Raw genomic sequence first — 12652 nt, 5'->3', positions numbered from 1 at the left:
GGGAGCTGTCTGCTCCCGCCGCGGCCGGGAGACTTCATGGCAACAGAGCTTGTTGCAAACTGGCCCATGTGGGCCAGCCTGTTTGTGATCCTGTGCGCAATCGTGGCCTATGTGCTGGACCGCTGGTCGATGGAGTCTGTCTCCATTGGCGTGGTCGCGGCGCTGTTGCTGCTCTTCACGATACCGGGCGCAACCGCCTTTGATGGGACGGCGATCACGTCGGCAGACCTGCTGTCCGGTTTTGGCAACCCGGCCCTCATCACGATCATGGCACTGCTGGTTGTCGGTCAGGGTCTGTTCCAGACGGGCGCCATTGAAGGGCCGACCAAAGCGCTTGTGCGCTCTTATGGCAGGCGGCCAATCTACACGCTTTGCCTGACCTTCTTTGCGGTGTTCGCCATTAGCGCATTCACCAACAACACGCCTGTTGTGATCATGTTCCTGCCGATCATGAGCGCGATCGCGATGCGCATGAATGCGTCGCCGTCGCGCCTGATGATGCCGCTCAGCTTCGTGTCGATCCTGGCAGGCATGACGACACTTATTGGCACCTCGACTAACCTGCTGGCCGCCGATGCGTACCGGCGCACTGAAGGCATTTCACTCGATTTTTTCGAGCAGACCCCGATGGGCCTCATGCTGGCGGGGATTGGTCTTGCCTATATCGCGATCTTCTCACGCTACCTCCTGCCAAACCGGGATACGTTCGCGCAGGAGATCGTGCCCAGTGGCAAGCAGTTCGTCGCCCAGATCGAGGTCACACACGGCCACTTCCTTGTCGGGCAGTCTCCAGTGGCCGGCATGTTCCCTGACCTCAAGGATATGACCGTACGCCTGATCCAGCGCGGCGAGAAAGCAATGTTACCGCCCTTCGAAGATGTGGAGCTTCGCGTTGGCGATCTCGTCATTGTCGCCGCGACGCGCAAGGCCATCAGCGACCTCCTCGCCTCCAAGCCGGGCCTGCTGCAGCAGATCTGGCAGGGAGACGAGGACGAGAAGGTCGATACCAGCGTGCCGCAGCTCAGCCTGATCGAGGCCGTCATTGCCCCCGGCTCACGCATGGCCGGCCGGACCGTTGAGATGCTCGGCTTCCGGCGTCTCACCTCTGCGGTGGTTCTGGGTATCCAGCGGCGTTCGCGCATGATCCGGTCGAAACTTGGCGAGATCCGCCTGGAAGCAGGCGACACACTACTTCTCTGTGCGCCGCAGACCGTGTTTCAGGAACTCCGGACCAGCCGCGACATCCTGCTTCTGGAATGGTCCCAGAAAGAAATTCCGGTGACGGCGCACAGCCTCGCAGCGCGCCTTATCGCGCTCGGCATGGTCATACTGGCGGCGACAGGCATCACCAGCATCCTGGTCGCGTCCGTGCTTGCGGCCCTCGCAATGATCGTCACCCAGTGCCTGAATACGCGTCAGGCAAGCCGGGCGCTCGATCTTCGCATATTCCTCGTCATCGCTGCTGCGCTTTCAATGGGCACGGCACTGGAGAAGACTGGCGCGGCGACGCTGATCGCGAACGGCGTGGTGACCCTGGCGGAGCCTTTTGGCCCGGTCGTCATCCTCTCCACCATCTTCATCTGCGTGGCGCTGCTGACCAACATTCTCAGCAATGCGGCCACGGCCGTCCTGTTCGCGCCTGTGGCGCTGGAAGCGGCGCACACGGTCGGCAGCGACCCACTGCCCTATATCCTTGCAGTCATTTACGCCTCAAACTGCAGTTTCGCCTCGCCGATCGCCTATCAGACGAACATGTTGATCATGGCGCCCGGCCATTACCGGTTTTCAGACTTCATAAAGTTTGGTGGGCCACTTTTGGTTGTGATGTGGGTCGCATTCACCATAATGGCCCCTTGGCGTTTTGATCTATGAGTGCCTTAATCGATGACTATGAAACTGGATGAGTCGCTATTTACCGTACCGGGTGTCGGGCGCGGACTGCGTTTCTATGTCACCGGTGCAACCCCTTGCCCCTATCTGGACGGCCAGATGGAGCGCAAAGCCTTTACCCATCTCAACCAGTCGGCCCCTGATACGCTTCACAACCAGCTGAGCGAAGCAGGCTTCCGTCGCAGCCAGTCGGTCGCCTACCGTCCGGCCTGCCCGTCCTGCAATGCCTGCCGCAGTGTGCGCGTCGACGCCTCTCAGTTTTCGGCGAGCCGCAATCAGGACCGTATCCTGAAGCGGAATGCGGACCTTGTCCGCCGCCCGGTCGCGCCGAAAGCGACGCGTGAGCAGTTCCGCCTGCTGAAGCGCTATCTCGTGTCGCGCCATGAAGGCGGCGGCATGTCGGATATGGGCTTTCGCGAATTTGCCGGCATGGTGAACGAGACGCCGGTGCAAACCCTGATGTTCGAGTATCGCGAAGGCCCGGAAGAGGACGCACCGCTTGTCGGCGTGTCGCTGACCGATGTGCTGCGCGACGGTTTCTCGATGGTCTACACCTTCTTCGATACGCGCCAGCCCAAGCGCAGCCTCGGCACCTATATGATCCTCGATCATATCCGCAGCGCTGAAGACTACGGCCTACCGCACGTCTATCTTGGCTACTGGATCAAGCAGAGCCCGAAGATGGACTATAAACGCCGCTTCCAGCCGCTCGAAGTCCTTGACGGGGCCGTCTGGCGTCCGCTTGAAGAGGATAAATAGAACCCGGACTGTCAGAGGGGCAGAACCGGGCGATCCCTAGAGGATCCGGGGGAGGATATGATACGCAGACGTAACCTGCTTGGCGCAGGTCTTCTTGGCATAGGCGGTGCTGCCGCATCCTTTGGCAGCCCGGACCACGCGGCAAATCTTGCCGCGCCTGCGATCAGCCGCAACCGGCGGCGTCTCAACATGGTGACGACCTGGCCGAAGGGGCTGCCCGGCCTCGGGCGCGCGGCAGAGCGTGTGGCCGAACGCATCCTCGCCATGTCTGAAGGCCTGATCGAAGTGAAGGTCTATGCCGCGGGCGAGCTGGTGCCTGCTTTTGAAAGCTTCGACGCGGTCGCGAACGGCTCTGCCGATATTTATCACGGCGCCGAATATTACTGGACGGCCAAGTCCACCGCCTACCCATTCTTCACGGCCGTGCCGTTCGGCATGACGGCGCAGGAGATCATGGGCTGGATCGACTTTGGCGGTGGTCAGGAGCTCTGGGATGAGCTCTCGGCTGGCTTCGGCATCAAGCCGCTACAGGGCGCGAATACCGGTCACCAGATGGGAGGCTGGTTCCGGCGTGAGATCAACAGTCTCGATGACCTTGTCGGACTTCAGATGCGTATTCCTGGGCAAGGCGGTGATGTGCTGCGCGCCCTTGGCGGATCAGCAAAGTCCCTGCCCGGCGGCGAAATCTATCAGGCGCTCCAGACGGGCAATATCGACGCGACCGAATGGGTCGGGCCGTGGAATGACTACTCGCTCGGCTTCTACCGGGAAGCGCCATACTATTACGGACCCGGCTTCCATGAACCGGGCGCGAGCCTTGCCGTCGGCATCAATCTAAAGCTCTGGGAAAGCCTCACGGCAGGCGAACAGGCGCTGATCAAAGCGGCCTGCGAGTCCGTCAATCACCTCTCGCTGGGCGAGTTTACCTATCAGAACTCGGTATATCTCGACCTTCTGGTGCGCGAGCATGGCGTTCAGCTGCGTTCATTCCCGGATGAAGTTGTCGCCCGCATGGCAGAGGCGGCAAGAGACGTGCGCGCCGCATCTGGCCGCGATGGTCTGGAAAAGCGCATCTATGAGAGTTTCGAAGAGGCGCTGAACAAGATGGCGGGCTGGGCGGCGGTCTCTGACGGGCCGTATTATGCAGCCCGCGAACTTGGCCGGAAGACCGGAGGCTAGGCGCCCGTCATGGACCCGCAAGTCTTCCTGACCCTTGGCAGTTTCCTGAAGTGGATCGGGCTTGTTGCCTCGCCGCTGCTTCTTCTGCCTCTGCTTATCCTCGTGATACCGGGCCCGCTTCACAAAGCCGGGCAGACGCTTGCTGACGGGCTGGACCGCTCGCTCGATTGGGTGCTTCGCGCTGCCATGCTGGCGGCGGTGCTTCTGTTCATGCTCCAGCTTGTCGTCGTGATTGGCAGCTATGCGCTGGCGCTGACAGCGACCTGGCTGTCAGAGTCGGTCATCTACGCTTTCGCTGCCGTGTTCATGCTGGGCGCGGCGACCGCGCTTCGCGATGATGCGCATGTGCGTGTCGACATTCTTCGCCCACGCTTTGGCGAGACTGGCCGTAACTGGATCGAACTTGCAGGCACCTACCTCCTGCTCTTCCCGATCTGCATCCGCCTTCTCACGGCAGGCGAACAGGGGCTGACGCGCAGCTGGACGCTGTTCGAAGGCTCACGCGAAAGCGACGGCCTGCCGATCCTTTTCCTGTTCAAGACGCTTGTGCCGGTCTTCGCGGTGCTACTGATCCTTGCTGGCCTGTCGGTCGCCCTGAAAGCAGCGCTGAGACTGACTGGATTTGCAGCGTCTGCTGACGACGCCACACCGCAGGAGCGCCATTATGGAGCTTGAACTCCTGCTCGCGCTTCTGATGTTCCTGACGGCAATCGGCGCCCTGCTCGCGGGCTACCCCGTTGCGCTGACACTTGGCGGCGTCGCCCTGCTCTTTGCCCTGTTTGGCATCACGCTGGGCGTCTTCCCTGAACCACTTCTCCTGTCGCTGCCGAGCCGCATCCAGGGCGGCTCGATCATGCAGAATGAGACGCTGATTGCCGTCCCGCTCTTTGTGCTGATGGGCGTCATCCTTGAGCGCTCGCGCGTCGCAGAGGACCTGCTGCACATAGCCGGTCGACTGCTTGGGCGTATGCGCGGCGGTCTCGGCTATGCCGTCGTCCTCGTCGGCGCCTTGCTTGCGGCATCAACCGGCATCGTTGGCGCAACTGTCATCACAATGACGCTGATCGCCCTGCCGACCATGCTGGCCCAAAAGTACGACCCCAAGCTAGCGACCGGGACGATCGCTGCCTCAGGCACGCTCGGCCAGATCATTCCGCCAAGTATCGTCCTCATCCTGCTGGCAGACGCCGTTTCCAATGCGGCGAGCCAGGCCGCCAATGAGATGGGCATTGGCAGCTTTGTCGTGTCCGTAGGTGACCTGTTTGCCGGAGCGCTCATTCCGGGCCTGCTACTGGTTGGGCTCTATCTTGGCTGGATCGCGGTCATGGCAATCCTGAAGCCAGAGTCTTGTCCACCCGTCATCGACAATGACAGTCCGCCGCTGACAGGCAAGGAGGTCGCGTTCGGCCTCGGCGCCCCACTCTTTCTGATCATTGCGGTGCTTGGGGCTATCCTATCCGGCATTGCGACCCCAACAGAAGCGGCATCGATTGGCGTCGCTGGCGCGCTGCTTCTTGCAGGTCTCCGCCTGTCTGAAACGGGAGACGCTTTTCTCGTGCGGGTCATCGCCGGTGCCTTCGCGGCGCTTCTCCTCATTCTGGTGATCCGCAATGTGATGGATCTACGCCTTGGCGTGGCGACAACGGATGCGATCACCCTGGTTGGTATCGCCGTGATCGTCGTGTCGGCGATCCTGTTTCTGGCGGGTACGGTCGCCGGGATGATCATCCTTCATCGGCGCGGCTTTCTCACACTTGCGCTGAAAAGCGGCGTTCACATCACCTCGATGGTGTTCCTCATCCTGATCGGCGCGTCGCTCTTCTCGCTCGTCTTTCGCGGTTTTGGCGGCGACGACATGGTGGCCGACCTGCTGCACGCCATTCCTGGCGGGCGCTGGGGCGCGCTGATTGGCGCCATGCTCGTCATGTTCGTGCTTGGGTTCTTCCTCGACTTCATTGAGATCGTTTTCGTCGTCGTTCCGCTCGTCACGCCGCCGCTCATCATCATGGGGTTTGATCCGGTCTGGCTCGGCATCCTGATGGCGCTGAACCTGCAGACCAGCTTCCTGACGCCGCCATTCGGCTTTGCGCTTTTCTATCTGCGTGGCGCAGCCCCCGACAGCGTCCAGACGATCGAGATCTGGCGCGGCGCCCTGCCCTTCATCGGCTTGCAGCTTCTGATGATCCTCGCCGTCGCCTTCCTGCCGCAGCTTGCAACCTGGCTGCCGTCCCTTCAGGCGAACTAACCGTACTCGCAAAGAAAAATCCCGGCCTTTCAATGCGAAAGACCGGGATCTTAATTTTCATATCTAAAGCGCTTGGAGCCTAGAACTTCACTTCCGGCGCGTTCGACAGCGCCGTGCGATCGCCGCCAAGGTCGAAGAATTCGCGTTCCTCGAAGTTGAACATGCCCGCCACGATGGAGTTCGGGAATTGCTCACGCGAGGTGTTATAATCCTGAACGGCCGCATTGTAGAAACGGCGTGCGGCGGCAAGCTTGTCTTCGATGACAGACAGCTCGTCCTGCAGGTCCTTGAAGTTCTCGTTCGCCTTCAGGTCCGGATAGGCTTCGGACAGCGCAAACAGGCGGCCGAGGGCCCCGGTCAGTACGCCTTCGGCCTGCGCCATCTCACCCGGCGACTGCGCCGCCACGGCTGAATTACGTGCCTGAACGACCGCGTCGAGCGTTTCGCGCTCATGCGTGGCATAGCCTTTCACCGTTTCCACCAGATTGGGGATCAGGTTCTGGCGCTGCTTCAGCTGCACATCGATGTCGGCGAAAGCCTGATTGCAGCGCTGACGCTTCGCGACAAGCGCGTTGTAGATACCGATCAGGAAGACGACCAGAATGGCCAGCGCGCCGATCAGAACGTAAAGAAATGTCATGGAGGTCCCTCCACCTCGAAGATTGTCCCGGCAGACTTAGTAGACCCGCCCCTGCGGGAAGACAAGCTAACCGGTGAATGTGCCTGACTTTGGAAATCCGCGTGGTGCCGCCTTTCCAGCCTGTGCCCGTTTGCCGACCCACTCTTCCCATTCAGGGAAGGTGCGTGAACGCCCGGCTGAATCGGTCACAGCGAAGCCTTCTTCGGCCTTGAAGGTCATGGCATCGGCAAGCTTGTCCTTGCCGCGATAGGCCTGAAGCTTCACGCCCTTGCCGCGAGGCATTTCCGGCAGCTCTTCCAGCGGGAAGATGAGCAGCTTCTTGTTCGTGCCAATCACGGCGATCTGATCACCATCGACGATACGGCTGATGAGCAGATTTCCACCGGCCGTATTCACGACGGACTTGCCAGCCTTGCGGTTCGACTCAAGCTCGCCTTCCGGCACGATGAAGCCATAGCCCGCATCCGACGCCATCAGACGCTTGCGGCTGGCATCCAGCCTGAACATGGCGATGATCTCGATATTGTCCTCAAGGTCGATGGACAGCCGGATCGGCTCACCATGACCGCGCCCACCCGGAAGCTTGTCACAGGTCAGCGTGAACGCGCGGCCGTCGCTAGCGAGCAGGACGATCTTGTCAGTCGTCTGCACTTCCTCGCTGAGATAGAGGCTGTCTCCATCCTTGAACTTGGTCGTTTCAAGATCGAGGCCGTGCCCTTTCATGCCGCGGATCCAGCCCATTGAGGACAGAACCACCGTGAGCGGCTCCTTAGGCGTGGACGCCTCAAGCGCCGCGGACAGGTCGATTTCAGGCGCATCCTCAAAGGTTGCGCGGCGGCGGCCGAGTTCGGTCTCCGGATCAAAGACCTTGCGAGCCTCTTTCAGCTCCTTGCCGACCTTGGTCCACTGGCGGCGCGTCGAACCAAGCAGGGATTCGATGTCGGCGCGCTCTTCCTGAAGCGTGTCATTCTCCTTGCGGATTTCCATCTCTTCTAGCTTGCGCAGGGCACGCAGGCGGAGGTTGAGGACCGCTTCGGCCTGAATATCGGTCAGATCGAAACGCTTGATCAGCTCCTGCTTGGGCTCATCCTCCTCGCGGATGATGCGGATCACTTCATCGATGTTGAGGAAGGCCTTGAGGTAGCCTTCGAGGAGGTGGAGGCGCTTCTCGATCTTGTCGAGGCGGAAGCGCGCCCGGCGCACGACGACCTCGCGGCGGTGATCGAGATAGGCGATGATCACTTCGCGCAGGCTCATCACCTTTGGCGCGCCGCGATCCAGCACGTTCATGTTCATGGAGAAGCGCGATTCCAGATCGCAGAGCTTGAAAAGGCTCTCCATCATCACGTCAGGATCGACAGTCTTCGCACGCGGCTCCAGCACAATACGAATGTCTTCAGCGCTCTCATCGCGCACGTCGCTGAGAAGCGGTGCCTTCTTGGTCTCTATCAGCTCTGCGAGCTTTTCGATGAGGCGGGATTTCTGGACCTGATACGGGATCTCGGTGACGATGATCTGCCAGGTGCCTCGGCCAAGATCTTCAACAGACCAGCGCGCGCGGATACGGAAGCCGCCGCGACCTGTCTCATAGGCTTCGCGAATGGCGCTGCGAGGCTCGACAATGACCCCGCCTGTCGGAAAATCCGGGCCCGGCATGACATTCATCAGCTCGGTGATCGGCGTATCGCGGTCCTCGATCAGGAGGAGTGCCGCGTCGATAACCTCGGCGACATTATGCGGCGGAATGGACGTTGCCATGCCGACGGCGATGCCGGATGCACCATTGGCCAGAAGATTCGGATAGCCCGCCGGCAACACGACCGGCTCACGATCAGTCTCGGAATAGTTGTCCTTGAAGTCGACGGCATCCTCATTGAGGCCGTCGAGAAGCAGCTTTGCCGCCTCTGTCATCCGCGCTTCGGTATAGCGGTAGGCGGCCGCATTATCGCCATCAATGTTGCCGAAATTACCCTGACCATCGACCAGCGGGTAACGGACGGAGAAATTCTGGGCGAGCCGGACGAGTGTATCGTAGATCGCGCTGTCGCCGTGCGGGTGAAAGTTACCCATCACGTCACCGACGATTTTCGCACATTTGCGGTAGCCGGACTCCGGATCGAGCTTAAGTTCCCGCATGCCATAAAGGATGCGGCGCTGGACGGGCTTCAGGCCGTCGCGCACATCCGGCAGGGCGCGGGACGTAATGGTGGACAAGGCATAGGCAAGGTAGCGCTTGGTGAGGGCCTCACTCAGCGGCTCATTGATGATGTTGCCATCTTCGGGGTCCAGAAGGTCGGACATGGTGGCTCCTTCGGGCTGTGCCTGTTCAGGAATCGGGCTTCGGCCCTGACTCTATCAGAATGACGGACGATTATAAGAAATGATCAGCACGCTTGAGCGGGGTATTAAACAGGTTGGTGTCGTTGCGGCACTGCTTCTGGCTGCAATTGCCTTCAATGCGTTCGTTCCCGTGCAGCATAACCCGCTTCGTCCGCTCAGCCTGACCGACCCGATCGGGTTTGCGACGCCAATCAAGCTATCCCGGCTGAAGGGTGATTTTGACCAGTGCTATGCCCTGCTAGACCGCGCCGAGGTCGGTTACACCGCCCTTCCCGAAGGCAGCGGCACGGAGCGCTGCCCGCTGGAGCGCCCACTGACGCTGGACCGGTCGGCCTACCCTTACTCCGTCGCGCCGCTGAAAATGACCTGCGCACAGACAGCGTCGCTCTTTGTCTGGGAGCGAGAGATCGTGGCGCCTGCAGCTGAAGAGATCCTTGGCGAAGAGGTCGACCGCATACTCTCTTATGGCTCATTCTCATGTCGCAACATCGCCGGCTCCAGCAACCTGAGTGAACATGGCAGAGCCAATGCCATCGACATTCGCGGCTTTCGGCTGGCCGACGGCCGCGTCATCGACGTGCGCCAGCACTGGCGGGAGGATAGTGAGTTCGGGACATTCCTGGAGGAAGTGCATGGCGGAGCCTGCCAGCTCTTCTCCGTCGTGCTTGGGCCTGACTATAACGCCGCCCACGCTGACCATTTCCACTTCGATATGGGCGGCTCGAGCATCTGCCGCTAGGGCGTTTGCGGACGCGCCAGCTTTGCCACCAGCCGCCGTCTCGGCTCCGGCATGTCGCGGTTCATCGTGTTGAAAAGCCGCCGCTCAATGAAATGACCGGTCAGCTCCAGCCCATGCGCGATGTCCTGCTCTGTGGCTGGTGAGCGCGCGTCGATCAGGAAGTTTGGCAGCACGAAGAGCCGGTCGATATACTCTTCGGCTTCTGAGCCTTTCACCGCCCGTCCCGTGCGCGGAGACACATGGGTGAGACCATCATTCGAGCCGCTTACAGCGCAGGCATCAAGGTCTAGCCCGAACCCCAGAGCGGCGAGCAGCCCAAGCTCCCAGCGGACATAAAGGGCGGGCCAGACCTCAGTATCGTCCAGCTGATCGAGAAGTAGTTCAGTGGCAGCAAACAGCGCCGAGCCTGCATGGTCGCCCTCGTTCAAGGCACCGCGCAAGAGCGCGCAGATAGATGCGACTGCATTGAGAGCTAGCGGAAGGTCAATCAGGCGGGACGCGCGCTGGCGCGAGCTTTCGGCCACATCAAACCGGCCAAGCTGTTCTTCCAGCCGCCCGGACCACGAAAGTTCAACCGTATTGCCGGCTTCATACTGGGCGCGTTTCTTGCGCGATGCGCCGCCATAGACGAGACCAGAGCGGCGCCCGCGTTCACGTGTCAGCACGTCGAGGATCAGTCCGCTTTCGCCGAACTTGCGGCCGCCGAGGACAAGGCCCTCATCGCGCCACTGCATCAGCTATCGAACTCCAGTCCAAGATGGGCGTAGCTCTCGCGCTTTTCCTGCCACTTTTCGTCCACCTTCACGAACAGGAAGAGGTGCACGCGCGTATCCAGCAGCTTGCCCAGCTCTTCGCGCGCGGCGCGGCTGACCCATTTGATCGTCTGGCCATTCTTGCCGAGAACCATGGACTTGTGATTGTCGCGGCCAACGATAACGGCCTGCTCAATGCGGACATCGCCATTCTTGAAGTCTTCCCAGGTCTCGGTCTCCACCGTCAGCTGATAAGGCAGCTCTTCGTGAAGGCGCAGCATTAGCTTTTCACGCGTGATCTCAGCGGCGAGAAGGCGCATGGGAATGTCGGCGGACTGGTCTGGCGGGAACATGGCCGGTCCTTCCGGCATCTGCGCGGCGAGATGGTCCATGAGCAGGTCCAGCCCGTCGCCATTCTCAGCCGAGATCATGAAGATGTCGCTATAAGCGCCTTCCTCATTGAATTGGGCGATCAGCGGCAGGACTTCGTCATGTGGGAAGAGATCAATCTTGTTAAGCGCGAGGATGACCTTTCGGTTGTTGCGCTTCAGCGTGCGGATCACGTCGCGGTCATCCTCGACAGATTTGGTCTGCGCAGGCGCGGCCTTGCCCTTGCGGTCCGCGATCCACGCGGCAGCGTCGATCAGGTGCACGACGGCATCAGCGTCCTCCGCCCCGGTCCATGCCGATTTCACCATGGCGCGGTCGAGGCGCTTCTTCGCGCCAAAGATACCGGGCGTGTCGACGATCACCAGCTGCGCGTCGCCCGAATGGGCCACACCGCGCACCGGAAAGCGCGTGGTCTGGACCTTGTGGGTCACGATCGCGACCTTGGTGCCCACCATCGCATTGGTCAGCGTGGACTTGCCCGCATTTGGCGCCCCGATAATGGCGACAAAGCCTGCTCGATTGATGTCGTCAGCCTGCATTCCGGATCAGATCCCTTAAAAGTCGGTCGGCCGCAGCCATTTCGGCTTCCTGCCTCGAGCGGCCCTTGTCTTGCGCTGAACCGCGCCCTTCGACCCTGGCCTCAACGAGGAAGACCGGCTCATGATCTGGGCCGGATCGCTCGATGATATCATAGGTCGCATAGGGCGCGCGATTGGCGCCGCACCAGTCGCTCAGTCTTGTTTTCGGGTTCTGCTGCGAGATTTCCCGATCTACAAGCTCCATGATCCAGTGGCGGCTGATAAAGGCGCGGGCCGCTTCCAGCCCGCCGTCGCGGTAGATCGCGGCAACGATGGCCTCAACAGCATCGGCAACGCTCTTGTCATAGCTGCCGCGCTTATTCTTCTCCATCGACGCATCGAAGAAGAGGAATTGGCGCAGGCCCATAGCTTCACCGACCTCTGCGCAGGCTTCACCGCTGACAAGCTGATGGAAGATGCGCGTCAGGTAGCCTTCGCGCTCAGACGGAAACTTGGCGATCAGCACTTCTGCCATGATGAGGCCGAGCACGCGGTCACCGAGGAATTCGAGGCGCTGGTTGGAGAATTGCGCGTCGCCGTCATAATTGTCGATGAGGCTGGGATGGGTCAGTGCGCGGTTCAGCCACTCGACGTTTCGGAACGTGTAGCCCAGTCGGCCCTCAAGCTCCTTGCGGTCTTCGGTAGAAAGCTCGGGGCGTTTGCGTTTCACCGTCCGTCCGGAGGCGCGCAGTCTTGTACGTTTTGGACGGGCCGGTTTCATGAGCGCGCTTCTACAGGCAGCGCCTCGATGATGACAACTGCCGAAGCCCATGGATGGTCATCTGTGATGGTGAGGTGAATGACCGCCTCGTGTCCAGCAGGCATCATCTCCGCCAGACGCTTGGCCGCCCCGCCGGTCAAGGCCATGGTCGGTTTGCCGGTCGGCAGGTTCACAACACCCATATGCTTCCAGTGCACACCGCGCCGGGGCACGCCTGTGCCGAGCGCCTTTGCGCAGGCTTCCTTGGCGGCGAAACGCTTCGCATAGGTTTCAGCCGAGCGGCGCCGACGTTCCGCCAGTGCGATTTCAGTTTCAGTGAAACAGCGCTGCTTGAACCTCTCCCCGAAGCGTTCGATCGACTTCTCGATCCGCTCGATATTGCAGAGGTCATTGCCCATACCGATGATCATGAGCGGATG

At 60.8% G+C, this 12652-nt stretch carries 12 protein-coding genes; 6 read left to right on the top strand and 6 right to left on the bottom strand.

Annotation, left to right across the window (positions count from 1 at the left end):
* The first annotated feature begins 36 nt into the window (after positions 1 to 36).
* The 5 genes from KUV46_12735 to KUV46_12715 are packed head-to-tail and all read left to right on the top strand — an operon-like array spanning position 37 to position 6073.
* A complete protein-coding gene (locus KUV46_12735) occupies positions 37 to 1872 on the top strand; it encodes a TRAP transporter large permease subunit (protein QYJ00197.1) in 1836 nt (611 codons plus the stop codon).
* 12 nt (positions 1873 to 1884) lie between these two features.
* A complete protein-coding gene (locus tag KUV46_12730) occupies positions 1885 to 2649 on the top strand; it encodes an arginyltransferase (GenBank protein ID QYJ00196.1) in 765 nt (254 codons plus the stop codon).
* A 57-nt stretch (positions 2650 to 2706) separates the two neighbouring features.
* On the top strand, positions 2707 to 3828 hold the full coding sequence (locus KUV46_12725) for a TRAP transporter substrate-binding protein (protein ID QYJ00195.1): 1122 nt from the start codon (positions 2707 to 2709) through the stop codon (positions 3826 to 3828).
* 9 nt (positions 3829 to 3837) lie between these two features.
* Entirely contained in the window at positions 3838 to 4503 is a 666-nt protein-coding gene (locus tag KUV46_12720) for a TRAP transporter small permease subunit (protein QYJ00194.1), read from the top strand.
* A complete protein-coding gene (locus KUV46_12715) occupies positions 4493 to 6073 on the top strand; it encodes a TRAP transporter large permease subunit (protein QYJ00193.1) in 1581 nt (526 codons plus the stop codon). The genes KUV46_12720 and KUV46_12715 overlap by 11 nt, the downstream gene beginning before the upstream one ends.
* Before the next feature lie 79 nt (positions 6074 to 6152).
* Here the strand turns inward: KUV46_12715 and KUV46_12710 are convergent, their stop codons facing one another.
* Together KUV46_12710 and parC are read right to left on the bottom strand one after the other, a co-directional pair.
* Positions 6153 to 6713 carry a LemA family protein gene (locus KUV46_12710; GenBank protein ID QYJ00192.1) on the bottom strand — a complete coding sequence of 187 codons (561 nt, stop codon included), beginning with the start codon at positions 6711 to 6713 and terminating at the stop codon, positions 6153 to 6155.
* A 66-nt stretch (positions 6714 to 6779) separates the two neighbouring features.
* A complete protein-coding gene (gene parC / locus KUV46_12705; protein ID QYJ00191.1) occupies positions 6780 to 9014 on the bottom strand; it encodes a DNA topoisomerase IV subunit A in 2235 nt (744 codons plus the stop codon).
* A gap of 79 nt (positions 9015 to 9093) precedes the next feature.
* Here parC and KUV46_12700 point away from each other — a divergent pair, with 79 nt between their 5' ends.
* Positions 9094 to 9792, top strand: coding sequence for an extensin family protein (locus tag KUV46_12700; protein QYJ00190.1), 699 nt, complete (start codon positions 9094 to 9096; stop codon positions 9790 to 9792).
* Here the strand turns inward: KUV46_12700 and recO are convergent.
* The 4 genes from recO to acpS are packed head-to-tail and all read right to left on the bottom strand — an operon-like array spanning position 9789 to position 12643.
* Complete coding sequence (gene recO, locus KUV46_12695) at positions 9789 to 10526, bottom strand: DNA repair protein RecO (protein ID QYJ00189.1); 738 nt, start codon at positions 10524 to 10526, stop codon at positions 9789 to 9791. The two genes, KUV46_12700 and recO, sit on opposite strands and share 4 nt — an antisense overlap.
* Positions 10526 to 11473 (bottom strand): GTPase Era, encoded by a 948-nt coding sequence (gene era, locus KUV46_12690; GenBank protein QYJ00188.1) that lies wholly within the window; start codon positions 11471 to 11473, stop codon positions 10526 to 10528. Before era ends, recO begins: the two co-directional genes overlap by 1 nt.
* The gene (gene rnc / locus KUV46_12685; protein ID QYJ00187.1) at positions 11463 to 12233 is read right to left on the bottom strand and encodes a ribonuclease III; all 771 of its coding nucleotides are present in this window, start codon (positions 12231 to 12233) and stop codon (positions 11463 to 11465) included. The genes era and rnc overlap by 11 nt, the downstream gene beginning before the upstream one ends.
* On the bottom strand, positions 12230 to 12643 hold the full coding sequence (gene acpS, locus KUV46_12680) for a holo-ACP synthase (protein QYJ00186.1): 414 nt from the start codon (positions 12641 to 12643) through the stop codon (positions 12230 to 12232). Before acpS ends, rnc begins: the two co-directional genes overlap by 4 nt.
* Positions 12644 to 12652: the final 9 nt, after the last annotated feature.

It is taken from the genome of Thalassovita mediterranea (assembly GCA_019448215.1).
In the GTDB taxonomy this organism is placed as follows: domain Bacteria; phylum Pseudomonadota; class Alphaproteobacteria; order Caulobacterales; family Hyphomonadaceae; genus Henriciella.
The sequence above is the reverse complement of the archived record's forward strand: the minus strand, read 5'-3'. Positions and strand labels throughout refer to the sequence as shown.